General features: G+C 71.5%; 21 protein-coding genes, 3 tRNA genes and 1 pseudogene. 11 read left to right on the top strand and 14 right to left on the bottom strand.

Annotated features, from left to right (window positions below; genetic code table 11):
• Positions 1-638 precede the first annotated feature (638 nt).
• A complete protein-coding gene (locus tag ACZ6SQ_RS30335) occupies positions 639-854 on the top strand; it encodes a DUF6274 family protein (protein WP_469567669.1) in 216 nt (71 codons plus the stop codon).
• A gap of 540 nt (positions 855-1,394) precedes the next feature.
• Here ACZ6SQ_RS30335 and bldC read toward each other — a convergent pair.
• Positions 1,395-1,601, bottom strand: a complete 207-nt coding sequence (bldC, locus tag ACZ6SQ_RS30340; protein ID WP_003949541.1) for a developmental transcriptional regulator BldC — start codon at positions 1,599-1,601, stop codon at positions 1,395-1,397.
• A gap of 501 nt (positions 1,602-2,102) precedes the next feature.
• Positions 2,103-2,945, bottom strand: coding sequence for a DUF8083 family protein (locus tag ACZ6SQ_RS30345; RefSeq protein WP_386384678.1), 843 nt, complete (start codon positions 2,943-2,945; stop codon positions 2,103-2,105).
• A 223-nt stretch (positions 2,946-3,168) separates the two neighbouring features.
• Here ACZ6SQ_RS30345 and ACZ6SQ_RS30350 point away from each other — a divergent pair, with 223 nt between their 5' ends.
• On the top strand, positions 3,169-4,269 hold the full coding sequence (locus tag ACZ6SQ_RS30350) for a Leu/Phe/Val dehydrogenase (RefSeq protein ID WP_469567672.1): 1,101 nt from the start codon (positions 3,169-3,171) through the stop codon (positions 4,267-4,269).
• 303 nt (positions 4,270-4,572) lie between these two features.
• Positions 4,573-4,830, top strand: a complete 258-nt coding sequence (locus ACZ6SQ_RS30355) for a DUF3073 domain-containing protein (protein WP_386384674.1) — start codon at positions 4,573-4,575, stop codon at positions 4,828-4,830.
• A gap of 69 nt (positions 4,831-4,899) precedes the next feature.
• Here ACZ6SQ_RS30355 and purM read toward each other — a convergent pair whose 3' ends face one another.
• The 7 genes from purM to purS form a co-directional block, all read right to left on the bottom strand.
• A complete protein-coding gene (gene purM / locus ACZ6SQ_RS30360) occupies positions 4,900-5,970 on the bottom strand; it encodes a phosphoribosylformylglycinamidine cyclo-ligase (protein ID WP_469567674.1) in 1,071 nt (356 codons plus the stop codon).
• A gap of 34 nt (positions 5,971-6,004) precedes the next feature.
• The gene (gene purF, locus ACZ6SQ_RS30365; RefSeq protein WP_386384670.1) at positions 6,005-7,534 is read right to left on the bottom strand and encodes an amidophosphoribosyltransferase; all 1,530 of its coding nucleotides are present in this window, start codon (positions 7,532-7,534) and stop codon (positions 6,005-6,007) included.
• A 61-nt stretch (positions 7,535-7,595) separates the two neighbouring features.
• Positions 7,596-8,360 carry an META domain-containing protein gene (locus tag ACZ6SQ_RS30370; RefSeq protein ID WP_469567676.1) on the bottom strand — a complete coding sequence of 255 codons (765 nt, stop codon included), beginning with the start codon at positions 8,358-8,360 and terminating at the stop codon, positions 7,596-7,598.
• Between the two features lie 36 nt (positions 8,361-8,396).
• Positions 8,397-9,191 carry a maleylpyruvate isomerase family mycothiol-dependent enzyme gene (locus tag ACZ6SQ_RS30375; RefSeq protein WP_469567678.1) on the bottom strand — a complete coding sequence of 265 codons (795 nt, stop codon included), beginning with the start codon at positions 9,189-9,191 and terminating at the stop codon, positions 8,397-8,399.
• An 84-nt stretch (positions 9,192-9,275) separates the two neighbouring features.
• Entirely contained in the window at positions 9,276-11,534 is a 2,259-nt protein-coding gene (gene purL / locus ACZ6SQ_RS30380) for a phosphoribosylformylglycinamidine synthase subunit PurL (protein ID WP_469567680.1), read from the bottom strand.
• The gene (purQ, locus tag ACZ6SQ_RS30385; protein WP_469567682.1) at positions 11,531-12,211 is read right to left on the bottom strand and encodes a phosphoribosylformylglycinamidine synthase subunit PurQ; all 681 of its coding nucleotides are present in this window, start codon (positions 12,209-12,211) and stop codon (positions 11,531-11,533) included. The genes purL and purQ overlap by 4 nt, the downstream gene beginning before the upstream one ends.
• The gene (gene purS, locus ACZ6SQ_RS30390; protein WP_015659417.1) at positions 12,208-12,471 is read right to left on the bottom strand and encodes a phosphoribosylformylglycinamidine synthase subunit PurS; all 264 of its coding nucleotides are present in this window, start codon (positions 12,469-12,471) and stop codon (positions 12,208-12,210) included. Before purS ends, purQ begins: the two co-directional genes overlap by 4 nt.
• Positions 12,472-12,782: 311 nt before the next feature.
• On the opposite strand from purS, the gene ACZ6SQ_RS30395 reads away from it, so the two are divergent.
• The 8 genes from ACZ6SQ_RS30395 (at position 12,783) to ACZ6SQ_RS30430 (ending at position 17,459) form a co-directional block, all read left to right on the top strand.
• A complete protein-coding gene (locus ACZ6SQ_RS30395) occupies positions 12,783-13,100 on the top strand; it encodes a histone-like nucleoid-structuring protein Lsr2 (protein ID WP_469567684.1) in 318 nt (105 codons plus the stop codon).
• Positions 13,101-13,261: 161 nt separating this feature from the next.
• Positions 13,262-13,333 (top strand) — tRNA-Gly (locus tag ACZ6SQ_RS30400).
• A 94-nt stretch (positions 13,334-13,427) separates the two neighbouring features.
• Positions 13,428-13,500 (top strand) — tRNA-Gly (locus ACZ6SQ_RS30405).
• 260 nt (positions 13,501-13,760) lie between these two features.
• Entirely contained in the window at positions 13,761-14,711 is a 951-nt protein-coding gene (locus ACZ6SQ_RS30410) for an ABC transporter ATP-binding protein (RefSeq protein WP_386384661.1), read from the top strand.
• Positions 14,708-15,502, top strand: a complete 795-nt coding sequence (locus tag ACZ6SQ_RS30415; protein ID WP_469567687.1) for an ABC transporter permease — start codon at positions 14,708-14,710, stop codon at positions 15,500-15,502. The genes ACZ6SQ_RS30410 and ACZ6SQ_RS30415 overlap by 4 nt, the downstream gene beginning before the upstream one ends.
• Positions 15,503-15,513: 11 nt before the next feature.
• Positions 15,514-16,752, top strand: coding sequence for a sensor histidine kinase (locus ACZ6SQ_RS30420; protein ID WP_469567689.1), 1,239 nt, complete (start codon positions 15,514-15,516; stop codon positions 16,750-16,752).
• The gene (locus tag ACZ6SQ_RS30425) at positions 16,749-17,363 is read left to right on the top strand and encodes a response regulator (RefSeq protein ID WP_386384655.1); all 615 of its coding nucleotides are present in this window, start codon (positions 16,749-16,751) and stop codon (positions 17,361-17,363) included. Before ACZ6SQ_RS30420 ends, ACZ6SQ_RS30425 begins: the two co-directional genes overlap by 4 nt.
• A gap of 23 nt (positions 17,364-17,386) precedes the next feature.
• Positions 17,387-17,459 (top strand) — tRNA-Gly (locus ACZ6SQ_RS30430).
• Between the two features lie 107 nt (positions 17,460-17,566).
• Here ACZ6SQ_RS30430 and ACZ6SQ_RS30435 read toward each other — a convergent pair.
• The 5 genes and pseudogenes from ACZ6SQ_RS30435 to ACZ6SQ_RS30455 all read right to left on the bottom strand — a co-directional run.
• Positions 17,567-18,466, bottom strand: coding sequence for a phosphoribosylaminoimidazolesuccinocarboxamide synthase (locus ACZ6SQ_RS30435; RefSeq protein WP_469567691.1), 900 nt, complete (start codon positions 18,464-18,466; stop codon positions 17,567-17,569).
• A 111-nt stretch (positions 18,467-18,577) separates the two neighbouring features.
• Positions 18,578-20,086 (bottom strand): N,N-dimethylformamidase beta subunit family domain-containing protein, encoded by a 1,509-nt coding sequence (locus ACZ6SQ_RS30440; RefSeq protein ID WP_469567693.1) that lies wholly within the window; start codon positions 20,084-20,086, stop codon positions 18,578-18,580.
• Between the two features lie 374 nt (positions 20,087-20,460).
• On the bottom strand, positions 20,461-22,287 hold the full coding sequence (locus ACZ6SQ_RS30445; RefSeq protein WP_469567902.1) for a M48 family metalloprotease: 1,827 nt from the start codon (positions 22,285-22,287) through the stop codon (positions 20,461-20,463).
• A gap of 293 nt (positions 22,288-22,580) precedes the next feature.
• Positions 22,581-23,831, bottom strand: coding sequence for a phosphoribosylamine--glycine ligase (gene purD, locus ACZ6SQ_RS30450; RefSeq protein WP_469567695.1), 1,251 nt, complete (start codon positions 23,829-23,831; stop codon positions 22,581-22,583).
• A gap of 184 nt (positions 23,832-24,015) precedes the next feature.
• Positions 24,016-24,892 (bottom strand): annotated as a pseudogene (locus tag ACZ6SQ_RS30455) (DNA polymerase III subunit gamma and tau); the annotation flags it as partial.

Genomic DNA, 24,892 nt, shown 5'->3' on the forward strand with positions numbered 1-24,892 from the left:
GAGGCCGCGCCCGCGGCGGAGCCGCAATCAGACACAGCAAATCCCGTCAGGACCGCATCAAAAAGAAGCCCCACCCCGGACAGGACGCGGGCCTTCTTCCATGCCCGCCCCCACCGCCCCGCCAAGACGGAGGCCGCGCCCGCGGCGGAGCCGCAATCAGACACAGCAAATCCCGTCAGGACCGCATCAAAAAGAAGCCCCACCCCGGACAGGACGCGGGCCTTCCTTCATGCCCGCCCCCACCGCCCCGCCAAGACGGAGGCCGCGCCCGCGCGCAGAGACCCCGGGCTTTCCTCACGCCCGGCGGCCCCGCGAGACGGGCCCCGCCCGTGCAGCTGCCGCTTCATCAGAACTCAGCAAATCCCGCCAGGACCGCACCACTGCGAGGCCCACGCTCCGTGATGGGCCGCGGGCCTCGGCGGCTCTCCCCCGGGGGTGGAACGGCCCCCCTTCCCTCGCCCGCCACGCCGTCAAGACGGCCTCCACCCCCTCGGAGGGAGTCCTGCGCCCCCTCGCGCCCCGGCGGGCACACCGTCTCCCCCTGCCCCTCCGCGGCCCTCCGGCGCCCTTGACGGCGTCACATTCGGTCGGTACCCCGGAAAGGGCAGGGCGTGGCCGTGGAGGGTGCGGGAGGGCGTATGGGGGCTGCGGTCAGGCACGAGACGCGGGCGTTGCTGCGGGCGCATCTGGCCGCGGCGTCGTCGTACCGGCATCTGACGCGGCACTGCCCCGTCTGTCATCGGCTGCTGCGGCTGGCGATGGACTCGACGGCCTCGACGGCCGAGGAGACCGACACCACACCCGACGAGGCCGTGGAGCAGGGCGAGGGGACCGAGTGGCCCTCGCGCGGCTGACGTCCGTCCGTGCCCAACACCCGTACAGGGATGGGACGCTGGAACTCTCGCTTCCACTAGCGCAGATAAGCCGGAGGCAACAAGTACTCTGGCATGTGACGGGAGTCACCGGATCAGTTTCCGAAACCCTGCTTCTTACCCCACTCCTACAACTGGTCAATTTAATATGTGCAATTGCACCAGTCCCCAGAGGGCTCACCGGGGTCTCCAGGGCCCCTGCCCAGCCCTCCCACAGCCCACCCACGGGACAACGCCCGGTCACCGGAAGGCAAGCCGACGGCCATCCGCCCGGTGGTCCCGCTCCCACGCAAGGGCGCGAGAGGAACACGGTGCGTACACAACGAGGGCGCACAAAAAAGATCGCGCTGGACCCGGCGGAGTCCAGCGCGATCTACGACGCACCCTGTTTCATGCCTGTGAAGTTCTGAGTGGCTCGGGCGTGGGCCCTGTTGGGGCAGGTCCCGCGTCGCTTGGAGCTAGGGGTTCCGGGCGCCTCGGCGGGGTTGGGGATCCAGCCGTTCTGCCCGGTTATGGAGTTGTTCAGGCCTCGCTGCGCTGCTGCGGGATGCCCGCGAGCAGTGCGCGGACCTCAGCCTCGCGGTAGCGTCGGTGCCCGCCGAGCGTGCGGATCGACGTGAGCTTGCCGGCCTTCGCCCACCGCGTGACCGTCTTGGGGTCGACGCGGAACATCGTGGCGACCTCAGCCGGGGTCAGCAGCGGCTCGGCATCAGGGGTGCGAGCGGTCATGAGCGGCCTCCTCGGGAGAACCGAACCTTCTCGGTTCTTTCCTCTAAATTCTGCACCTTGACCCGCGTTGCCCGAAATGGCGGACGCGGGTCGAGTCGGTTATAGGACGAACGGCTTGTCCTCGGCACTACAACTACACCATCTGTCCAGCCGCGTCGGCCAAACCGATGGAATTGCCCTCCCAGGTGTTCATCAGCGACGGAAGCCGATGGACCATGCCATAGCGGACAGTCACGCCACTGTGACGATCAGTCACAGGGCGATCAGGAGGCACCAGACCCCCCAAAGCAGGTAATGCTGAGACAGAGCCCTCCCCGGACTCCTTGTCCTATTTTGGCACGAGGAGGGGCAAGGGGCGCAAGGGCCGCGTACGTGCGCTCTGTCACGCTTGAGGCATACGCCCGGATAGGGACCAACATCCCGTCAACTTCTTGAAGTGCGGTAGACCGTACGCGCAGATGTCGCGTTCAGGCCGTGACGTGGGTCACTTCTGTTGCCTCGTCAGTTCGCGGACCGCAGGTCACGCACCGCGCGCCAGCGCTCCACCAGTTCCGCGTACGCCTCGCCCGCGGCCCGGCCGTCCCCCCGGCGCAGCGCCTCGATCCCCCGGGCGACGTCCGCGGCCGAGTGGTCGTCCGCCAGCTCGTCGTCGGAGAGGGCGTGCACGAGCCCGCCGTAGTCGAGCTCGACCAGCGAGCGCGGGTGGAACTCCTCCAGCCAGCGTCCGACGTCCACCAGGCCGTCGATGAGCGGTCCCTCGTCGATGGCCTCCCGCAGGGCCCGCAGCCCCCGCGCGACCCGTCGGCGGGCCTGGACCATCGGGGTGCGGTAGCGCAGCCGGGGCGCGGCGTCGGCGGACCCCTTGGCGTACTCCCGCTCCTCGTCGGAGACGAGCACGAACCAGTTCAGCGGCACCTGCCAGGTCGCCGTGCGGATCCAGGGGCGGGCGTCGGGGTTGCGGGCGAGCCAGCGCTCGTAGTCCTGGGCGGCCTGGTGGCGCACGAGCGGCGGCAGGACGGCGTCCAGGACGGGCACGGGCAGCTCGTCCGCGAGCTCGCCGAGGGCCTGCCAGCCGCGCAGCCGGGTGCGCCAGGGGCAGACGTGGACCACCCCGTCGGCCTCCAGGACGAAGGCGTCGCCGCTCTCGTGCACCGGCACCACCACCGGCGGGACGGGCAGCAAGTCGGCCAGGGAGCGGCGCAGTTCGTCCTGGTAGGTGGGGTGCTCGGGGCGGCGGGCGTAGCGCGCCCAGTGGTCCCGCTCGGGCTCGGGGAAGGCTGCCAGCGGCTCGTACACACGCAAGTAGGACGCGTACGGGACGATCACCGAGGACACCTTGGGCACGCCTGCTCCCTCCCCCGCCGCCAGCCGGGGAAAACTGCGGAACCCGCCGACAAAAGTGCGGGAAATCTATGCGAATCGTCGCACGGGCGTACCTCGTGAGGAGGTGATCCTGAGCACGGCGAGGTGGCCCGACCCGGACGGGTCTACTCTTCAGCCCAACGGGGCCCCGCCACCCGCACGGGACCCCTTCCCGACCGCCGCTTATTACCCAGGAGTCACCACAGTGACCGACGTAACCGGCGCACCTGCTGAGGTACTGCACACCCTGTTCCAGTCGGACCAGGGTGGCCACGAGCAGGTCGTGCTCTGCCAGGACCGCGCCAGCGGCCTCAAGGCCGTCATCGCCATCCACTCCACCGCCCTCGGCCCCGCCCTCGGCGGTACGCGCTTCTACCCGTACGCGAGCGAGGAGGAGGCCGTCGCCGACGCGCTGAACCTCTCGCGCGGGATGTCCTACAAGAACGCCATGGCCGGGCTCGACCACGGCGGCGGCAAGGCCGTGATCATCGGGGACCCGGACCGGATCAAGACCGAGGAGCTGCTGCTGGCCTACGGCCGCATGGTGGCCTCCCTCGGCGGCCGGTACGTCACCGCCTGCGACGTCGGCACCTATGTCGCCGACATGGACGTCGTCGCGCGCGAGTGCCGGTGGACGACCGGCCGCTCCCCGGAGAACGGCGGCGCCGGCGACTCCTCGGTGCTGACCGCGTTCGGCGTCTACCAGGGCATGCGGGCCTCGGCCCAGTACCTGTGGGGCGACCCCTCGCTGCGAGGCAAGCGGGTCGGCATCGCGGGCGTCGGCAAGGTCGGCCACCACCTGGTCGAGCACCTGGTCGCGGAGGGCGCCGAGGTCTTCGTGACGGACGTGCGCGAGGACGCCGTACGCCGGATCACCGAGCGGCACGCGAGCGTCGTGGCCGTCGCTGACACCGAGGCGCTGATCCGCGTCGAGGGTCTGGACGTCTACGCCCCCTGCGCGCTGGGCGGCGCCCTGAACGACGACTCCGTGCCGGTGCTGACCGCCAAGGTCGTCTGCGGCGCGGCCAACAACCAGCTCGACCACCCGGGTGTGGAGAAGGACCTCGCCGACCGCGGGATCCTCTACGCGCCGGACTACGTGGTGAACGCGGGCGGTGTCATCCAGGTCGCCGACGAGCTGCACGGCTTCGACTTCGACCGGTGCAAGGCGAAGGCGGCGAAGATCTACGACACCACGCTCGCGATCTTCGCACGTGCGAAGGCAGATGGCATTCCGCCGGCCGCCGCGGCCGACCGGATCGCCGAGCAGCGGATGCACGAGGCGGCCGCCGGACGCGGACGCTGACGTTCCGCGGAGCGCGGGCCAACGATTCGCGCGGTACCCGCCGGGGCACGGTTAGAGAGAACTCTCACTCCAACCGGCGGGTCGTCCGCCGATAAGTGGTTAAAATCGCCACTGACCAGCGAGGACAGGGCGCCTCGCAGGTCCTGTGCACACGCGCGTGCTGCGGGCGACGTACCGTATGGGCGCGGGCTCAGGTACCGTGGAAGCCCTACGGACCGGCCTCTCCACGGAGAGTCCGTTCCGGATCATGAACGCGTGTCAGACTCTGGGGCCGTCGAGCCCCGTCACCAAGGGGGTCGAGCCATGGGGCGCGGCCGGGCCAAGGCCAAGCAGACGAAGGTCGCCCGCCAGCTGAAGTACAACAGCGGTGGGACTGACCTCTCGCGTCTGGCCAATGAACTGGGCGCATCGTCTTCGAATCAGCCGCCGAACGGCGAGCCGTTCGAGGATGATGAGGATGACGAGGACGATCTTTACTCTCGGTACGCCGACCTCTACGAGGACGACGACGAGGATGAAGACGACGGTCCTTCTTCTTCACAACACCGTCGCGGCGCTTGACCTCGCAGTGAGCACCCACCCGGTCGGTGACTTCGGTCACCGACCGGGTTCTGTGCTGTCTTCAGGGATTCAGCTCGCGTAGTCGCCGACCATGGCGGCGCCTGTCCCGTGGTCCCCGCGGTCCGTGATCTCGCCCGCGACCCAGGCGTCGACCCCACGGTCGGCCAGTGTCGTCAGGGCCACGTCCACGGACTCCTGCGGGACGATCGCGATCATGCCGACGCCCATGTTCAGGGTCTTCTCCAGCTCCAGGCGCTCGACCCGGCCGGTCCTGCCGACCAGGTCGAAGATCGCGCCCGGGGTCCAGGTGGAGCGGTCGACCGTGGCGTGCAGCCCGTCCGGGATGACCCGGGCCAGGTTGGCCGCGAGTCCGCCGCCGGTGACATGGCTGAAGGCGTGGACCTCGGTGGTGCGGGTGAGGGCCAGACAGTCCAGCGAGTAGATCTTGGTGGGCTCCAGCAGCTCCTCGCCGAGGGTGCGGCCGAGCTCCTCGATCCGGGCGTCCAGGGCGAGACCCGCCTGCTTCAGCAGGACGTGCCGGACCAGGGAGTACCCGTTGGAGTGAAGGCCGGAGGACGCCATGGCGATCACCGCGTCACCCGTACGGATACGATCCGCGCCGAGCAGCCGGTCGGCCTCCACGACGCCCGTACCGGCGCCGGCGACGTCGAAGTCGTCCTCGCCCAGCAGGCCCGGGTGCTCGGCCGTCTCGCCGCCCACCAGGGCGCAGCCGGCCAGCACACAGCCCTCGGCGATGCCCTTGACGATCGCGGCGACCCGCTCGGGGTGGACCTTGCCGACACAGATGTAGTCGGTCATGAACAGCGGCTCGGCGCCGCACACCACGATGTCGTCCATGACCATGGCGACCAGGTCGTGGCCGATGGTGTCGAAGACACCCATCTGGCGCGCGATGTCGACCTTGGTGCCCACACCGTCGGTGGCGGAGGCGAGCAGCGGACGCTCGTAGCGCTTGAGGGCGGAGGCGTCGAAGAGGCCGGCGAAACCGCCGAGGCCGCCGAGGACCTCGGGGCGCTGCGCCTTCTTCACCCACTCCTTCATCAGCTCGACCGCGCGGTCGCCCGCCTCGATGTCGACTCCGGCCGCCGCGTAGGAAGCACCAGTAGTTGTCTCAGACATTGCCTGGGATCTTTCGGGTTGAGAAATACGGGGCTTACGGGCGACGGATCGCGTCGGCCGCGGCCGTCGCGGCCGGGCCCGCGGCCAGCTCGGTCTCCAGCAGCTGCTTGCCGAGCAGCTCGGGGTCCGGCAGCTCCATCGGGTACTCGCCGTCGAAGCAGGCGCGGCACAGGTTCGGCTTGGCGATCGTGGTCGCCTCGATCATGCCGTCGATGGAGATGTAGGACAGGGAGTCGGCGCCGAGGGACGTGCCGATCTCCTCGATCGTCATGCCGTTGGCGATGAGCTCGGCGCGGGTGGCGAAGTCGATGCCGAAGAAGCAGGGCCACTTCACGGGCGGGGAGGAGATCCGGATGTGGACCTCGGCGGCGCCCGCCTCGCGCAGCATGCGGACCAGGGCCCGCTGGGTGTTGCCGCGCACGATGGAGTCGTCGACGACGACCAGGCGCTTGCCCTTGATGACTTCCTTCAGCGGGTTCAGCTTGAGCCGGATACCGAGCTGGCGGATCGTCTGGGAGGGCTGGATGAACGTACGCCCGACATAGGCGTTCTTGACCAGGCCGGCGCCGAACGGGATGCCGGAAGCCTCCGCGTAGCCGATGGCGGCCGGGGTGCCCGACTCCGGGGTCGCTATGACCAGGTCGGCCTCGACAGGCGCCTCCTTCGCCAGGCGGCGGCCCATCTCCACGCGGGAGAGGTACACGTTCCGGCCGGCGATGTCGGTGTCGGGGCGGGCCAGATACACGTACTCGAAGACACAGCCCTTGGGCTTCGCTTCCGCGAAGCGGGAGGTGCGCAGGCCGTTCTCGTCGATCGCGATGAACTCGCCCGGCTCGATCTCGCGCACGAAGCTGGCGCCGCAGATGTCCAGGGCGGCGCTCTCGGAGGCGACGACCCAGCCGCGCTCCAGGCGGCCGAGGACCAGCGGGCGGATGCCCTGCGGGTCGCGGCCGGCGTAGAGGGTGTGCTCGTCCATGAAGACGAGGGAGAACGCGCCCCGCACCTTCGGGAGGACCTGGTGCGCGGCCTCCTCGATGGTGAGCGGCTTGCCGTCCTCGTCGACCTGGGCCGCGAGGAGCGCGGTCAGCAGGTCGGTGTCGTTGGTGGCAGCCACGCGGGCGGAGCGGCTGTTGTTGTCGTTCGGCAGGGCGGCGACCATCTCGGCCAGCTGGGCCGTGTTGACGAGGTTGCCGTTGTGGCCGAGCGCGATCGAGCCGTGCGCGGTGGCACGGAACGTCGGCTGGGCGTTCTCCCACACGGAGGCGCCGGTGGTCGAGTAGCGGGCGTGTCCGACCGCGATGTGACCCTGGAGCGAACCGAGCGAGGTCTCGTCGAAGACCTGGGACACGAGGCCCATGTCCTTGAAGACGAGGATCTGGGAGCCGTTGCTGACCGCGATTCCCGCGGATTCCTGGCCCCGATGCTGGAGGGCGTAGAGCCCGAAGTACGTGAGCTTTGCGACCTCTTCGCCCGGAGCCCAGACACCGAAGACGCCACAAGCGTCCTGGGGGCCTTTCTCGCCGGGGAGCAGATCGTGATTGAGTCGACCGTCACCACGTGGCACGGCTCCGAGTGTAGGCGAGATCGACCACTGGTCCGAATTGGGGATACGCGCCGCTAATGGATCACTCGGCCGCGACCGCGGTCACGGTTTCGCCGTTTTCGCTGGTCAGCGTGAGGGTTTGTTGATCGATGCGGTAGTCGACGGTGCCGTCGAGCACCTTCAGGAGGCTGCGCTCGGCTTTCATGAGTGAGGCTTCGCACACCATTCGGGTCGTGGCGACCGAGCCCAGCGTGATACTGCCGTCGCGTACCGTCGCCGAGGCGTTCACCCGGTTGCAGCCCGCGCTTCCCGAGACGGTTCCCGCGACGGTGTCGAAGACGAGGTGTCCACGGCCGTCGCTCGCCGGGTCGGTGAGCTTCCAGCGCGTGCCCGACAGCGGGGCCGGCTTCCGCTCGGTGAGGCGGACGCGGTCGCCGCTCACGGTGGTGAGGGTCAGGTCGGCGCCTTCGCGGCTGGCGGTGAGCCCGCCGTCGGTGAGCACGTCGGCGAGGGTCCCCTCGAAGGTGACCGGGACGCCGTCGCAGGCCATCTCGGTGGCGCCGAGCCCGTCGAAGGTGACGCGGTCGCCGCGGACGTCGGCGGTGGCGTTGAAGCCGTTGCAGCCGAGGCTGCCCTCGACCTTGCCGTCGGCGGATATGCGCAGGTGGGCGGCTGTCGGGGCGCGGTGGGTACGGCCGTCGGCGGTGACATCGGTGACGGCCCACTGCACGCCGGTCACGGCGGGGCCGGACACGCCGACGGGGTCCTCGGACGGCTTCTCGGTGCCGCACGCGGCCAGGAGCGGGAAGAGGGTCAGGGCTGCGAGGGTCAGTCGCTGCTTGTCCATGGCGGTGGGACGGGAGGGCCCGGCGATCGGTTCCCCTCAGCTCATCAGCGGCAGCAGCCCGGCGAGGTCCGCCCTCTCCCCGCTGGCGCTGACCAGTGCCGCGTCCCGCGCGTCCGCCCAGGTCGTCCGGCCGGTGGCGAGGCGGATCCAGGTCAGCGGGTCGGTCTCCACGACGTTGGGCGGGGTGCCGCGGGTGTGCCGGGGCCCCTCGACGCACTGCACCACCGCGTACGGCGGGACGCGCACCTCGGTGGCGCCGCCGGGCGCCTTCGCGGCGAGCGCGTCGGCGAGCAGCCGGGTGCAGGCGGCCAGGGCCTGCTTCTCCAGCGGGATGTCCAGGCCGGGTACGGCCGCGTTCAGGTCGTCGGTGTGGACCACGAGTTCGACGGTCCGGGTGACCAGGAAGTCGGTGAGGGTCATGGTGCCCGCCCGCAGGTCGAGGACACGGGAGCCGGGGGCCGCGGCGAGGCGGGCGGCGAGCTCGTCGCCGGTGCGGGCGTACAAAGCGTCGAGATCCGGTTCGGCGGCGGCCAGTTGCCGGGTGCCGTCGGCGACGGCTTCGGCGAAGAGGGCGGTCACGGACGGGTAGTCGAGGAGCGCGATGTCGGCCTTCGGCGGCTCCGGACGGTCCAGGGCACGGCTGACGGCGGCGACGGTCATGGTGAGATGCGCGGCCAGATCGCGGACGGTCCAGTCGCCGAGGCGGGTGGGCCCCGCGAGCTGATCGGGCGTCAGAGTGCCGACGGCATCGCGGATCTGCCCGAACTGGGCGAGCACCGCGGCACGGATCTTGGCGGGGTCGTAGCTGCGGGTGCGCTTCTTGGCCGGCATGGGGACGAGCCTATGCCGGGCCGTGGAAACGGCGGACCCCGCCCGGAGAACCGGGCGGGGCCGTCACCGTCGTACGGGCGTCGCCTACTTCAGCAGCGCCGGGATGGTGGTCTCGTGGGCCTCGCGCAGTTCGTCCAGAGGGAGGGCGAACTCGCCCTGGACGTCCACGGAGGTGCCGTCGACGACACCGATGCGGGTGACGGGCAGACCCCGCGCGCCGCACATGTCGTTGAAGCGGAGCTCCTCGGAGCGCGGCACGGCGACGACCGCGCGGCCGGCCGACTCGGAGAAGAGGAAGGTGAACGCGTCCAGGCCGTCGGGGACGACCAGACGGGCACCCTTGCCGCCGAGCAGGGCCGACTCGACGACCGCCTGGATCAGGCCGCCGTCGGACAGGTCGTGCGCGGAGTCGATCATGCCGTCGCGGGACGCCGAGATCAGGATCTCGCCGAGCAGCCGCTCCCGCTCCAGGTCCACCTTCGGGGGCAGTCCGCCGAGGTGGTCGTGGACGACCTGGGACCAGGCCGAGCCGCCGAACTCCTCGCGGGTGTCGCCGAGCAGGTAGAGGAGGTGGCCCTCCTCCTGGAAGGCGACCGGGGTGCGGCGGGCCACGTCGTCGATGACGCCGAGGACGGCCACGACCGGGGTCGGGTGGATGGCGGCCTCGCCCGTCTGGTTGTACAGCGAGACGTTGCCGCCGGTCACCGGGGTGCCGAGCTGGAGGCAGGCGTCCGCGAGACCGCGCACGGCCTCGGCGAACTGCCACATGACCGCCGGGTCCTCGGGCGAGCCGAAGTTGAGGCAGTCGGAGACGGCGAGGGGCTTGGCGCCGGTGGTGGCGACGTTGCGGTACGCCTCCGCCAGGGCCAGCTGCGCGCCCGTGTACGGGTCGAGCTTGGCGTACCGGCCGTTGCCGTCGGTGGCGATCGCCACGCCGAGGCCGGTCTCCTCGTCGATGCGGATCATGCCGGAGTCCTCGGGCTGGGCGAGGACGGTGTTGCCCTGCACGAAGTGGTCGTACTGCGAGGTGATCCACTTCTTGGAGGCCTGGTTCGGGGACGCGACCAGCTTCAGGACCTGGTCCTTCAGCTCCTCGCCCGTCGCCGGGCGGGGCAGCTTGTTCGCGTCGTCCGCCTGGAGCGCGTCCTGCCAGGAGGGGCGGGCGTAGGGGCGCTCGTAGACCGGGCCGTCGTGGGCGACCGTGCGAGGGTCGACGTCGACGATCTTGCCGCCGTGCCAGAAGATCTCCAGGCGGTCGCCGTCGGTCACCTCACCGATGACGGTGGCGATGACGTCCCACTTCTCGCAGATCTCCAGGAAGCGGTCGACCTTCTCCGGCTCGACGACCGCGCACATGCGTTCCTGCGACTCGCTCATGAGGATCTCCTCGGGCGAGAGCGTGGAGTCGCGCAGCGGTACGTCGTCCAGGGTGACGCGCATGCCGCCGGAGCCGTTGGAGGCCAGCTCGCTCGTCGCGCAGGACAGGCCCGCCGCGCCGAGGTCCTGGATGCCGACGACGAGCTTCTCCTGGAAGGCCTCCAGGGTGCACTCGATGAGGAGCTTCTCCTGGAAGGGGTCGCCGACCTGGACGGCCGGGCGCTTCGACGGCTTGGCGTCGTCGAAGGTCTCGGAGGCCAGGATGGAGGCGCCGCCGATGCCGTCGCCGCCGGTGCGGGCCCCGTAGAGGATGACCTTGTTGCCGGCGCCGGAGGCCTTGGCGAGGTGGATGTCCTCGTGCCGCATGACGCCGATGGCACCGGCGTTGACCAGCGGGTTGCCCTGGTAGCAGGCGTCGAAGACGACCTCGCCGCCGATGTTGGGCAGGCCCAGGCAGTTGCCGTAGCCGCCGATGCCGGCGACGACGCCGGGCAGGACGCGCTTGGTGTCGGGGTGGTCGGCCGCGCCGAAGCGCAGCGGGTCGACGACCGCGACCGGGCGGGCGCCCATCGCGATGATGTCGCGCACGATGCCGCCGACGCCGGTGGCCGCACCCTGGTAGGGCTCGACGTACGACGGGTGGTTGTGCGACTCGACCTTGAAGGTGACCGCGTAGCCCTGGCCGACGTCGACGACGCCGGCGTTCTCGCCGATGCCGACGAGCATCGCCTCGGACTCGGGGGCCTTCTCGCCGAACTGGCGGAGGTGGACCTTGGAGGACTTGTAGGAGCAGTGCTCGGACCACATGACCGAGTACATGGCGAGCTCGGCACCGGTGGGCCGGCGGCCGAGGATCTCGACCACGCGCTCGTACTCGTCCTTCTTCAGACCGAGTTCGGCCCAGGGCAGCTCGACGTCGGGGGTCGCGGCCGCGTGCTCGACCGTGTCCAGAGGCGTCCGGCTCATGCGTTGACCAGCTTCTTGAGGATCGAGGTGAAGAAGGGGAGGCCGTCGGTGCGGCCGGTGCCGATGAGCGGCTCCACGGCGTGCTCCGGGTGCGGCATCAGGCCCACGACATTGCCGGCCTCGTTGGTGATGCCGGCGATGTCGTTCAGCGAGCCGTTCGGGTTGAAGTCGACGTACCGGAACGCGACCCGGCCCTCGGCCTCGAGCTTGTCCAGCGTGTACTGGTCGGCGACGTAACGGCCGTCCATGTTCTTCAGCGGGATGTGGATCTCCTGGCCCGCCTCGTAGTCGCTGGTCCAGGCCGTGTCCGCGTTCTCCACCCGCAGCTTCTGGTCGCGGCAGATGAAGTGCAGGTGGTCGTTGCCGAGCATGCCGCCGGGCAGCAGGTGGGCCTCGGTGAGGACCTGGAAGCCGTTGCAGATACCGAGAACCGGCATACCGGCCTTCGCCTGCTCGATCACCGTCTCCATCACCGGCGAGAACCGGGAGATGGCACCGGCGCGCAGATAGTCGCCGTAGGAGAAACCACCGGGCAGCACCACGGCGTCGACCTGCTTGAGGTCCTTGTCCTTGTGCCAGAGAGCGACCGGTTCGGCACCCGCGAGACGGATCGCGCGCTGGGTGTCCCGGTCGTCGAGACTTCCCGGGAAAGTGACGACGCCGATACGAGCGGTCACTTCGCAGCCTCCGCGACTTCCTCGACCTTGACGGTGAAGTCCTCGATCACGGTGTTGGCGAGGAAGGATTCCGCAAGATCGTGGATGCGGGCGAGCGCGGCCTCGTCGACCGGCCCGTCAACTTCCAGTTCGAATCGCTTTCCCTGACGGACGTCGGAGATGCCTTCGAAACCCAGCCGCGGCAGTGCGCGCTGCACCGCCTGGCCCTGGGGGTCGAGGATCTCCGGCTTGAGCATGACGTCGACTACGACGCGTGCCACTGGCACTCCCGGTGTGTGGTGCTGAGCAGGTTCCTTCAGACTACCCGTACAAAATTTCTACGCGAGTAGAGTAGTAGGAACCTACGTGACCGCCATCACGATCCGGTATCGGAGGGGTGCGTTCGGGAAAAGTTCCGGGAAAGATCGCCGGGCGGCCCGCGATACCTATTGCGCACGGACACGCGGAGAGATTTAGTCGGGCTTCACTTTGCAATGCCGGGCACTGTACAAATGAATTGGCAATAAGCCGACAACTCGGCACGTCATGGCAGCTGAGCTGTATGGGGTGCCGCACGAAGGGACCGATATTCGTGGCGCAGAAGGTCGTGGTCACGCTCTTCGACGACATCGACGGCTCGGAAGCGGCGGAAACGATCGCCTTCGGACTCGACGGCAAGTCGTACGAGATCGACCTGAATGAAGCCAATGCCGAGAAACTGCGTGAGGCGCTCGCGCCCTACGTGGAGGCCGGCCGCAAGCGGTCGAGGTCCGGCCGGGCCTTCCGGCAGACGGAGGTCGCTCCCGATCCGGCGGCGGTCCGGGCCTGGGCGCAGGCGAACAAGATGGACGTGCCGGCTCGCGGCCGGATCCCCAAGAAGGTCTACGAGGCGTTCACCGCCGCGCAGTGAGGGCCGCGGCACGGGGCTCCGCCGGGGCCCCGTGACCACCCGCTCCGGCACCCGCTCGCCCGCCCCCGGCGCATACGGACTTGCACAGCACCCCCGCTGATCAGCTAGAGTCTGGAGCACGCCAAGGGGGCGGGGCCGAAAAGCCCAGCTCACAGCGGCATGCGGGTGTAGTTCAGTAGTAGAACATCCCCCTTCCAGGGGGAAGGCGCAGTGTGCGATTCCTGTCACCCGCTCTGCATCACCGTCCCGACCACTCTTGTGGATCAGGTAGGCTGGTGCTCGCACCGATCGGGGCCGTGTATTTCACGGCCGAAGGTCGGCGGCAATGCGGACGTAGCTCAGTTGGTAGAGCGCAACCTTGCCAAGGTTGAGGTCGCGAGTTCGAGCCTCGTCGTCCGCTCTTGATGAAGAACCCCGGTCCTTTCGGCCGGGGTTTTTTCATGCCGTCATCTGTCCGGCGGTCTGTTCCTTCTGTCTGTCTGGCTGTGTCTTCTGTCCGGCCGGCTCTCTCGTCTGTCCGTCTGGCTCTGTCTTCTGCCCTGCCGGCTCTGCCCCGGCTCCGGTCTCCGGCTTCGATCTCCGGCTGCCTCTGACATTTGTCATGCGGAGTGATGACAGCGCGCACTGCTGACGCCGACGGTCCGCCGCGAGGCTGAATCCATGAACACGACAGAGCACGTGATCGAGGTCACCGATCTGCGGCGTGCGTACGGGGGCGGGTTCGAAGCGGTCCGCGGGATCACGTTCCAGGTGGGACACGGCGAGATCTTCGCCCTGCTGGGCACGAACGGGGCGGGCAAGACCTCCACCGTCGAGCTGCTGGAAGGACTGGCCCGGCCCAGTGGGGGCCGGGTGCGGGTCTTCGGCCGCGACCCCTACGCCGAGCGGGCCGCCGTGCGGCCCCGGACGGGCGTGATGCTCCAGGAGGGCGGCTTCCCGTCGGAGCTCACCGTCGCGGAGACCGCGCGGATGTGGGCGGGGTGCGTGTCCGGGGCCCGGCCGCCCGGCGAGGTGCTGGAGCGGGTCGGCCTGTCGCGCCGCACGGGCGTGCGGGTCAAGCAGCTGTCGGGCGGGGAGCGCAGACGCCTGGACCTGGCGCTGGCGCTGCTGGGCGATCCCGAGGTGCTGTTCCTCGACGAGCCGACGACCGGGCTGGACGCGGAGGGGCGCCGGGAGACCTGGGAGCTGGTGCGGGCGCTGCGCGACACGGGCACGACCGTGCTGCTGACCACGCACTACCTGGAGGAGGCCGAGGATCTCGCCGACCGGCTGGCGATCCTGCACCGAGGGCGGATCGCCGCCGCGGGGACACCGGCCGAGGTGACCGCGGCCCAGCCCTCGCAGATCTCCTTCCGGCTGCCCGAGGGCTGGTTCCCGGGCGACCTGCCGCCGCTGGCCGAACTGGGCGTCACCGGGCACCTGGTGGAGGCGGGCGTCGTACGGCTGCGCACCCACGAGCTCCAACGGGCGGCGACCCGGCTCCTGGTGTGGGCGGAAGGCGCCGGGGTCGAACTGCACGGGCTGGATGTGCGGGCCGCCTCGCTGGAGGAGGCGTTCCTGGGAATCGCGCGGGAGTCGGAGCGTTCGGAGCGGACGGAGGTCGCCGTATGAGCGGCGCGGTGGTGGAGGGCCGTCGGCCGACGACGGCCGCGCGGCGGATCGCGGCGCTGGGGCGGGCCGAGCTGACGCTGTTCGGGCGCAGCCGGGGCATGCTGATCGGGGCGCTGGTCGTCCCGCTGGTGCTGCCGTTCAGTGTGCGGTCGGTGGTCGAGGACATGGACCTCGCGGAGAACGGGCTCAGTGTGGGGCTCGTGCTGTTGCCGGGGGCGATCGGGTTCTCGCTGCTGTTCGCGGTGTACTCGGCGCTGGTCGCCGTGTTCGTGGGGCGGCGCGAGGAACTGGTGCTGAAGCGGCTTCGGACCGGTGAGCTGAGGGACGCGGAGATCCTTTCCGGGGCCTCGCTGCCGGCCGTCGTCACCGGGCTGCTCCAGTCGCTGGTGCTGGTGGCCGGGTGCACGGTCCTGCTGGACGTGCCCGCTCCGGAGGCGGTCCAGCTGGCCGCGCTGGGGCTGCTCGCGGGACTGGTGATGTGCGCGGCGCTGGCGGCCTTCACCGCGAGCTTCACCCGGACGGTGGAGAGCGCGCAGGCCACCGCTCTGCCGCTGGTGCTCGTGTCGATGATCGGCTCCGGGATCACGGTTCCGCTGGAGCTGATGCCCGACCGGCTGGCCACGGCGTTCTCCCTGCTGCCGCTGAGCCCGGTGATCACACTGATACGCGGCGGCTGGTCGGGCGACCTGTCGGCGGCCGAGACCCTGACCGCGTGCGCGGTCGCGCTGGCCTGGACGGCGGGCGCGGTGTTTGCTGTACGGCGATGGTTCCGCTGGGAGCCTCGGCGCTAGGGGGAGTACGTATGCGCAGGCCAGGGGGCTGGTGGCGGGGGAAGAGCACCCCGGCGAAGGTCGAGACGTACACGCGGTGGTCGTTCCACTTCTTCGGGGTGACCGAGGTCGCGGCGATCGGGGTGGCGGCGCTGGGGCAGGCCGGGTCGCCGGTCGGGGTGTGGCTGCTGCTCGCGGTGTGTGTGCACGCCGCGCTGATGATGGTGACCGCGTCACGGGCCCTGGACTGGACGCGGGGGCGGCGGGAACAGCCGGTGCGCACGCTGTGGGCGATGGCCGCCGTGAGCGCGGCGATCGCCACGGCCGCGCTCGCGCTCTCGGAGTACGGTCCCGGCGGCGAGGACGTCGAGGCGGCGGCGGGCGCGGTGTTCGGAGGCGTGACGGCCTTCGGGGCCGGCACGCTCGCGCTGGGCGTGGGTGACCGCAGGCGGGTGCCCGCCGTCATCGGCGGCTTCGCCGGCGGCGCGGGGGCCGTGGCCGCGCTGCTGGGACTGTCCGCGACGGCCACGCTGGTCACCATGCTGGTGGTGCTGCTCGGCAGCGGGTTCTTCGCCTTCACCGCCATGTTCTCGGTCTGGCTGCTCAACGCCGTCTACGAACTCGACGCCGGCCGCGAGACCCGGGCCCGGCTCGCCGTGGCCGAGGAGCGGCTGCGGTTCGGCCGGGATCTGCACGACGTGCTGGGCCGCAACCTCGCGGTGATCGCCCTCAAGAGCGAGCTGGCCGTGCAGTTGGCGCGCCGGGAGCGGCCGGAGGCCCTCGAGCAGATGGTCGAGGTGCAGCGGATCGCGCAGGAGTCGCAGCGCGAGGTGCGCGATGTCGTACGGGGCTACCGGGAGGCCGACCTCGGGGTCGAACTGGCCGGGGCGAAGGGCGTGCTGACGGCCGCCGGGATCGTCTGCGAGGTGACCGGGGAGGCCGACGGGCTGCCGGGCGAGGTGCAGTCGGCGCTCGGCTGGGTCGTCCGGGAGGCGACCACCAATGTGCTGCGGCACGGGGACGCCGGGCGGTGTGTGGTGGGGCTGCGGGTGGCTGAGGGACGGGTGGTGCTGACGGTGCGGAACGACGGAGTGGGCGGCGGGGCGGACGGGCTCGCGCCGGGGCACGGCGGCTCGGGGCTGGCCGGGCTGCGGGAGCGGCTGGCCGCGGTGGACGGGACATTGGAGGCCGGACCGGTCGGGAAGGGTGAGTTCAGAGTGGTGGCGCAGGTGCCGCTGGCGGCTTCCGGTGTGAGCGAGGTCCTGGCGTGACGGACGCGGTGCGGCTGCTGCTCGCCGACGACGAGCACCTCATCCGGGGCGCCCTGGCGGCGCTGTTGTCGTTGGAGGAGGACCTCTCGGTCGTCGCCGAGGCCGCGACGGGGCCCGAGGCGCTGGCGATGGCCCGGGCGCACACCCCGGACGTGGCGGTGCTGGATCTGCAGATGCCGGGCGCCGACGGTGTGAAGGTCGCCACATCCCTGCGGGCCGAACTGCCCGGCTGCAAGGTGCTGATCGTGACCAGTCATGGACGTCCCGGGCATCTGAAGCGGGCGCTCGCGGCGGGAGTGCGCGGATTTGTGCCGAAGACGGTCAGCGCGCAGCGGCTCGCCGAGATCATCCGCACGGTGCACGCGGGAAACCGCTATGTGGACCCGGAGTTGGCGGCCGACGCGATCGCCGCCGGGGACTCGCCGCTGACCGTGCGGGAGGCCGAGGTGCTGGAACTGGCGGCGGACGGCGCGTCCGTGGCGGAGATCGCCGAGCGGGCCGCGCTGTCCCAGGGGACGGTCCGCAACTACCTCTCCTCCGCCGTCACAAAACTGGGCGCGGAGAACCGTCATGCGGCAGTGCGTCTCGCACGCGAGCGAGGTTGGGTATAGTTGCTCTCGCGCCACGGCGCACTGCGGACGTAGCTCAGTTGGTAGAGCGCAACCTTGCCAAGGTTGAGGTCGCGAGTTCGAGCCTCGTCGTCCGCTCTGTGTGAAGAAACCCCCCGGCCTGTGCCGGGGGGTTTCTTCGTGTGCCGGGAGTTTCTTCGTGTGCGGCGGGGAGTTGGCCCCCGGTCGCCCGGGGGCCGTCCGGCTCAGGCCCAGCTCGTGCCCGTCAGCCGCTCGTACGCCTCGATGTACTTGGCGCGGGTCGCCTCGACGGCCTGCTCCGGCAGTGCGGGCGGGGGCTGCTCGCTCCTGCGGTCCCAGCCGGACTCCGCCGAGGTCAGCCAGTCGCGCACGAACTGCTTGTCGTACGACGGCTGCGCGCGGCCCGGCTGCCACTGGTCGGCCGGCCAGAAGCGGGAGGAGTCGGGGGTGAGGACCTCGTCGGCGAGGACGAGGGTGTCGCCGTCGAAGCCGAACTCGAACTTGGTGTCCGCGAGGACGATGCCCCGCTCGCGGGCGATGTCGCGGGCGCGGCCGTAGACGTCGAGTGTCGTCCGGCGCAGCAGGGCGGCGGTCTCGGCGCCGACCTGGCGGGCGACCTCCTCGTAGGAGACGTTCTCGTCGTGCTCGCCGACCTCGGCCTTGGTGGCGGGGGTGAAGATCGGGGCGGGCAGCTCGGAACCGTCGACCAGGCCCTCGGGAAGGGCGAGGCCGCAGACCGTGCGGGTGGCGTCGTACTCGACGAGGCCGGAGCCGGTGAGGTAGCCGCGGGCCACGCACTCCACGGGGACCATCGCGAGGGACTTGCAGATCAGGGTGCGGCCGGCCCAGTCGGCGGGGGCGCCGACGGGCAGCTCGGTGCTCAGCACATGGTTGGGCGCCAGGTCGGCGAGCTGGTCGAACCACCACAAGGACAGCTGGGTGAGGACCCGGCCCTTGTCGGGGATCTCGGTGGGCAGCACCCAGTCGTAGGCGGAGATGCGGTCGCTGGCGACCATCACGAGGTCGCCCGCCTCGTTCCGGTACAGGTCGCGCACCTTGCCGGTGTGCAGATGCACCAGGCCGGGCACCTGGATCGGCTCGGGCTTTTCGACGAATCCGGACACGGTTCCTCCCCGTGGTTCTGTCCAACTGGCTCGATTCTCCCGTATCGGGAGGCGGGCCGTGGACACGGGGTCGTTGGGGGCGGTCCCGCCGGTCGCGTTTGCGGCTTCGGGTCAGTCGTGTTTGCAGATGCGGTCGAGAAGGTTGGCGGTGGCGCGCTGGACACGGGTGTCGACGTGGCCCGGCCGGTCCAGGGACGGGGACCAGGCGAACGTTCCGGACGCGAACACCCAGGCTCCCGAGGGCGCCCGGTACAGGCTGGTCTCCTGATGGCGGCGGACGCCCTCGCTGTCGGCGTACGGGGAGTGGGCGAGCAGGACGCGTTCGTCGTGCTCGGGCAGTGGGGCGCGCGGGAAGTAGCGGTCCGCCTCGCCCGCGACCAGGCCTTCGATCTCGTCGCCCTCATGGGCGCCGGTGGCCTCCCACAGCCAGTGGCCGGCGTTGCGGACGATCATCGGGTGCGGCTCGGGGACGCGGCTGGCGTACTGGATGCCCGCGACCTGCTGCTCGGCACGGTCGATTTCCCGCCACAGCCAGGACTTGCCCGGCCCTTTGCGTTTGCGGCAGGTGAGCAGGCGGTCGGGGACGCCGGACGGGGAGGGGCCGAGTTCGACCTGCCAGTACATGGTGTTGGCGGACAGGAAGACCAGTGAGGTGCCGGTGTCGCGGGCCAGTTCGACCGTGCGGCGCATCGGGACGGACCAGTACTCGTCGTGGCCGGGGAAGACCAGGCCGCGGTAGCGGGTGGGGTCGACGCGGCCGGCGTGCAGGTCGCGGGCGTCGGCGTAGGCGAGGTCGTAGCCGTAGCGCTCGGCCCAGCGGATGAAGTCGTAGGCGTGGCCGACGTGCAGGGGCAGGCCCGCGCCCGCGTAGGGGCGGTCGAAGGAGACGGTCGTGGCGGCGTCGGACTCGCCGAGCAGCCGGCCCGCCTCGTCCCAGGCGTGGTAGAGGCTGGCGCCGGTGCGGCCGTCCTCCGGATAGAGGTTGTACGCCTGCCAGGTGATGTCGGGCAGGAGCAGCAGCAGGTCGGCCGGGTGGCTGTCGCGGACGGTGAAGGGGACGTGGGAGCGGTAGCCGTCGGCGGTGGTGAGGACCGCGACATACGCGCCGTTGCTCCAGTGCGAGGGGACCTGGAGGCGCCAGGACAGCCACCAGTGGTGGCAGGAGACCGTGCGGTCGGCGGTGAGGGGCGGGGGCTGGACGATGCCGGACAGCCGGGGGCTGGTGGTGATCTTGGCGGCACCGTCGCCGCCGTAGTGGCCGATGCGGTAGATGTCGACGCCGAACTCCTGGGGCGGGTCGACGGTGACATGGAAGTCCAGTGCCTCGCCGGGGGCGACCGCGCCGCGGGAGGTGAAGCCCTTGATCTGGCGGCGGACGTCGTCGGCGGAGCGGGGGGCGCCGGGCGGGCCGGGGCTGTTGCGCGGGGCCGGGACGCGGGGGGCGCCCTCGTGGGGCGTATGGCCGGGGGCCGTGTCCACGTACCAGGGGACGACCTGGCCGGTGTCGTCGAAGTAGGTCTCGCTGCCCCGCAGCCAGGGGACCGGGCCCTGGCCGAAGGGGTCCGTCACGGCGTGGGCGAGCGCTCCCGACTCCCAGCGGCGGATGTGCTCCGATGCCATGGTGGCTCCCCTCCCTCGGACCCCGGGTGTGTCGGCGCGTCGGCTGTTGTTCGAGGTGTCGTGCGGCGGCGTGGTGCGGGTGCGGTGGGTGGTTCCCCGTGCGGGCGCGGCTGGCCTATGTCGCGTGCGATTGCCATGTGCGCGTCGGATCCCAGCACATCACATTGCGCACGGATCCCGTCACTGTTCGTCTCTGATTGACCGAAAGTGGAAGTATGCGCTCCGGGCGGGTGGGGGCGGTGGGGTGGCCTGGGGCCGGGGTGGGGGTTCGCTCGGGGATTCGCCGGGGATTCGCCCGGGGATGGGCTCGGCGGGGGCCGGTCCGGGGGTGGTGGCTCGGCGGCTTCGGCGGGGGTTCCGCCGGACCCCGGCGGTCAGACGAGGCGTACCGGTTTCTCCGGGCGTATGCCCACCTCGGTCAGCCAGGTGCGCAGGGGCGCGGGGTCGCCGTCCTCCAGCAGGGTGAGCACCTTGGGGCCCAGGTCGGACGCGCGCTCGCCGTCGAGCAGGAGAGAGGGGCCGTCCAGCCAGTCCAGGCCAGGGGTGGCACCGGCCGTGTCCATCGCCGCGCAGCAGACCATGGCCGTGATGTGGTCGGCGAGGAGTTCTCTCGGGGTGCGGGGAGGCTGGAGCGGGAAGAGCGGGAGGGCGTCGTCCCACAGGGCCGCGTCGCTGGACCCGCCCAGGGCGGAGGCGCCGGTCGAGGGATGGGCCTCGGCCTCCTCGCGGGCGAGCTCGGTGGTGATGCCGTTCGCGAGGGCTGTGCAGCGGGGGTTGTCGCGGGGTGGCTGGTAGGTGTCGTCGTCGGCGTCGTGCTCTGTGGCTTCGCCGATCGCGGCCTCGGAATTCGTGGCCAGGGTGTCCGCGGGCTCGCCGTTCGCGGGCTCGCTGTCGTCGGCGGTCCATGACGGGTCGGGGTCGTGACCGGCCTCGGCGGTGCTCTGCTGTCCGGTCGTCAGGTGGTCCAGGACCCGGGCCAGGGTCGGGCCCTCGGCATGAGGGCCCGCCTGGCGGACTCCGAGGGTGTCCAGGACGCGGTGGAGGCGGGCGGCGTCGGTGCGCCATTTGCGGTCCACGACCTCGTCCGGGTAGTCCTGCCACTCGACGGGGGACCAGGCGGGGCCCGGCTCGGCGGGGCCGCCGTGGAAGAGACGGGCGGCGAGCAGGGAGGCGGCCTCGTCGATCAGACCGGGTTCCTCCAGCAGATCGCACGCGGGGCGTTCCCCGAGCCGGGAGGCGAAGCCCTCGGCCAGACGGTCGCGGCGGGATAGTTCGGTGAGGGCGGCCACCACGCCCGCGTCCAGCCGGGAGGGCCAGCGGCCCATGCGCCAGGCGGGCAGCGCGACCCGGGTCAGCAGCCGGTCCCAGCCCGCGTAGGCGAGGCCGACCTGCTCCTGGGCGACGATCCTGAGGCCGTAGTCCACAGCCTGTGCGCGTTCCGCCGCGGCGGACGCGACCGCGCGCTCCATCAGCACCGCGTGCTCCCGGCAGCCCCGCAGCATCAGCCGGGCCACCCAGCCGACCGCCGCCCGCGGAGCGCGTACCAGGGGGAGGCGGGCCGGGGTCGCGGCGACCGCCACCGCCGCGTCCAGGCCGCGGACGAAACGCCGCGCGGCGGCTATGTCGGGGTGCGCCGACGGTCCCGTACCTGCGACCACCGGGGCGAGGACGGCGCGCAGTTCGCCCACGCGCATCCACCACAGGAACGGGGAGCCGATGACCAGCACGGGTGCGGCGGGATTGCGGCGCGCGGGGCGGCCCGCTATCTCGTCGCGGCCGGTCGGCGCGGGCGGGCCGTGCGCCGGGTGGGTACGGTCCTCGAGCCAGCTGTCGCAGTCCGGGGTGAGCGCTATCGCGGAGGGCGCGGGGACGTCGAGGCGGTCGGCCAGGTCACGGACCAGGCGGTACAGATCGGGCGCCGCGTCCTCGGCGATCGGCACCGTCGGGCTGAGGGCGGGCCGGGCGCGGGCGACCACCAGGGCGATGGCCCCCGCCACGAGCAGCACCACCGCCGCGACGATCACGGTCACCCAGCGGGCGGTGTCCCAGACGGGTCCCACGAAATGGTCCGTGGCACCGCCGGCCAGCAGGATCACCGCGGCCGCGGCGGGCAGCAGGGCCACCGCCAGCGCCCTGCCGCGCACACGCAGCACGGCCAGGGCTCGCGCCCGAGCGGCCTGCGCGCCTGCCTCCACACCCATCCCGGTCACGACCGGACCACACCCCCTCGCTGCCGCGCTGGTGCTTTCCTGGCGTTGCTCACTCCCCCACTGTGGCACCCGCCACTGACATCGCAATGCCGGTGGGCCAAGTGCCGGAACGCTTGCGCCGCACCATAGTTGGGCCCCGGGCCCCCGGTCAGGCAGATAGGGGATCGGTCACTCGATGGAATGGCTTAGGGGAAAGGTGGATGACGGAGGGCAAGGATCAGGCCCCGGTTCCTGAGACGGATCCGGGGCCTGGAGGGTTCATCGGTGCGGGCGGAGTACCTCGTTCACTCCCCGGCGGCCTTGGCCGCGATGTCCGTGCGGTGCTGGGAGCCGTCGAGCACGACGCGGGCGACGGCCCGGTAGGCGCGCTCGCGGGCCTCGGTGAGGTCGGCGCCGACGGCGGTCACCGACAGGACCCTGCCGCCCGCGCTGACGACGGCGTCGCCGTCCTGGCGGGTGCCCGCGTGCAGCACGTAGGCGTGCGGGGCGTCCTGGGCCACGACCTCGTCCAGACCGGTGATGGGGTCGCCGGTGCGCGGGGTGCCGGGGTAGTTGTGCGAGGCGACGACGACGGTGACGGCCGCGTCCTCGCTCCAGCGCAGCGGCTCCAGGTCGATGAGGGTGCCGTTGGCCGCGCCCAGCAGGACACCGGCGAGCGGCGTCCTCAGACGGGCCAGCACGACCTGGGTCTCGGGGTCGCCGAAGCGGGCGTTGAACTCGATGACCCGCACACCGCGCGAGGTGATCGCCAGACCCGCGTACAGCAGGCCGGAGAACGGGGTGCCGCGGCGGCGCAGCTCGTCGACGGTCGGCTGGAGAACCGTCTCCAGCACCTCCTCGACCAGCTTCGGGTCGGCCCACGGCAGCGGGGAGTAGGCGCCCATGCCGCCGGTGTTGGGGCCCTCGTCGTTGTCGAGCGCGCGCTTGAAGTCCTGCGCGGGCTGGAGGGGGACGACCGTCTCGCCGTCGGTGATGGCGAAGAGGGAGACCTCGGGGCCGTCCAGGAACTCCTCGATGACCACGCGGTCGCAGCCGGCCGCGTGCGCCTTGGCCTCCTCGAGGTCGAAGGTGACGACGACGCCCTTGCCAGCGGCGAGGCCGTCGTCCTTCACGACGTAGGGAGCGCCGAAGGCGTCGAGGGCCTCCTCGACCTCCTCCGCGTTCGTGCAGACGTACGACCGGGCCGTGGGGACACCTGCCGCGGCCATGACGTCCTTGGCGAACGCCTTGGAGCCTTCCAGCTGGGCGGCTTCCTTGGAGGGGCCGAAGACCGGGATGCCCGCCTCGCGCACGGCGTCGGCGACACCGGCGACCAGGGGCGCCTCCGGGCCGACCACGACCAGTTCGGCGCCGAGCCCGGTGGCCAGCGCGGCGACGGCCGTGCCGTCCAGGGCGTCGACCTGGTGCAGCTCGGCGACCTCGGCGATGCCGGCGTTGCCGGGGGCGCAGTGCAGCGCCGTGACGGCGGGGTCGAGGGACAGTGAGCGGCACAGGGCGTGTTCGCGGGCGCCGCTGCCGATGACGAGGACCTTCACGGGGGTCAGCCTAACCGGAGGCGGGGTTGAGCTTTTGTGCGGGCCGCCGAGGGGGCGGGGGCGGGGTGGTTGTGGGTTCCTCTGAAAAGGGGTGGTTCTGTGCCCCGCCGCCGGGCGGTCCGCCGTGGCCGGCGGACTGGTGGCGGGGGACCAGGTAACGACCGGAGGGCCAGCGGCCGGAGGGCTACTGGTCGTTCTGGAACTCCTCCATCACCGTCGCGCCCAGCTCGCGCACGATCAGCTCCTGTCCCGAGAGGGCCGACTCGTCGAGGTCGGGGTCGTCGTCCTCGGGGATGTCGTCCTCGGGGGCGACGTGGACGGGCGGGGGCTCCGGGGCGGGCGGCGGGGCTGCGGCGGGAGTGGGAGCGGCCTGGGCAGGGGCCGGTGCGGGGCCCGGCCGGTCCATGGGCGGGGCGGGCGCGGGCTGCTGCACGGCGGGGCCGCCGCCGTATCCGCCGGGGGCGGGGGCGCCGTAGCCGGAGAAACCGCCCGTCTGCGGGGGCGCGGAGCCGCCGCCGGAGGGATCGACGAGCGCCTCGACCTTCCACTGGACGTTGAACTGCTCGGCCAGCGCCTGGCGCAGTACGTCCTCGCTGCCGCTGCTCGCGAAGTTGTCGCGGGCTCCGGCGCTGACGAAGGCGAGCTGGATGGTGGTGCCGTCGAAGCCCACGACCTGCGCGTTCTGGCTCAGCAGGATCCAGGTGAAGCGGCGGCGGTTCTTGACCGCCTCCAGGATGTTCGGCCACAGCCCGCGGGGGTCGAGGCCGCCGGGGGCGGGCGCGTACCCGGCCGCCGGGGCGGGTGAGGCCTGGGCGGGGGCCGCGGGTGCGGGGGCCGGGGGCTGGGCTGCGGCGGGCCGGGGGGCACCACCGGGGGTGGTCGCGGTGGGCCAGCCACCCGGGCGTCGGCCGCCCCCCGCGGGCGCGGCCGTGGGCCAGGCACCGGGGGCTGCGGCCGGGGCGGGCTGGGGCTGCTCGGGGGCGGGCGGTGCAGCGGGCGCCGGCCGGGAGGCGTAGGGGAAGCCGCAGTCGGCGGCGGAGGGCGCAGGAGGGGGAGCAAGG

The sequence above is a fragment of the Streptomyces sp. NPDC048600 genome (assembly GCF_055587025.1).

Excerpts from the sequence above, each read along its gene's own strand:
- ACZ6SQ_RS30445 (WP_469567902.1), bottom strand. The coding sequence starts at position 22,287 with ATGGGTGTGGAGGCAGGCGCGCAGGCCGCTCGGGCGCGAGCCCTGGCC.
- ACZ6SQ_RS30335 (WP_469567669.1), top strand. The coding sequence starts at position 639 with ATGGGGGCTGCGGTCAGGCACGAGACGCGGGCGTTGCTGCGGGCGCAT.
- ACZ6SQ_RS30440 (WP_469567693.1), bottom strand. The coding sequence starts at position 20,086 with ATGGCATCGGAGCACATCCGCCGCTGGGAGTCGGGAGCGCTCGCCCAC.
- ACZ6SQ_RS30355 (WP_386384674.1), top strand. The coding sequence starts at position 4,573 with ATGGGGCGCGGCCGGGCCAAGGCCAAGCAGACGAAGGTCGCCCGCCAG.
- ACZ6SQ_RS30415 (WP_469567687.1), top strand. The coding sequence starts at position 14,708 with ATGAGCGGCGCGGTGGTGGAGGGCCGTCGGCCGACGACGGCCGCGCGG.
- ACZ6SQ_RS30370 (WP_469567676.1), bottom strand. The coding sequence starts at position 8,360 with ATGGACAAGCAGCGACTGACCCTCGCAGCCCTGACCCTCTTCCCGCTC.
- ACZ6SQ_RS30420 (WP_469567689.1), top strand. The coding sequence starts at position 15,514 with ATGCGCAGGCCAGGGGGCTGGTGGCGGGGGAAGAGCACCCCGGCGAAG.
- purM (WP_469567674.1), bottom strand. The coding sequence starts at position 5,970 with ATGTCTGAGACAACTACTGGTGCTTCCTACGCGGCGGCCGGAGTCGAC.
- purL (WP_469567680.1), bottom strand. The coding sequence starts at position 11,534 with ATGAGCCGGACGCCTCTGGACACGGTCGAGCACGCGGCCGCGACCCCC.
- bldC (WP_003949541.1), bottom strand. The coding sequence starts at position 1,601 with ATGACCGCTCGCACCCCTGATGCCGAGCCGCTGCTGACCCCGGCTGAG.
- ACZ6SQ_RS30375 (WP_469567678.1), bottom strand. The coding sequence starts at position 9,191 with ATGCCGGCCAAGAAGCGCACCCGCAGCTACGACCCCGCCAAGATCCGT.
- ACZ6SQ_RS30410 (WP_386384661.1), top strand. The coding sequence starts at position 13,761 with ATGAACACGACAGAGCACGTGATCGAGGTCACCGATCTGCGGCGTGCG.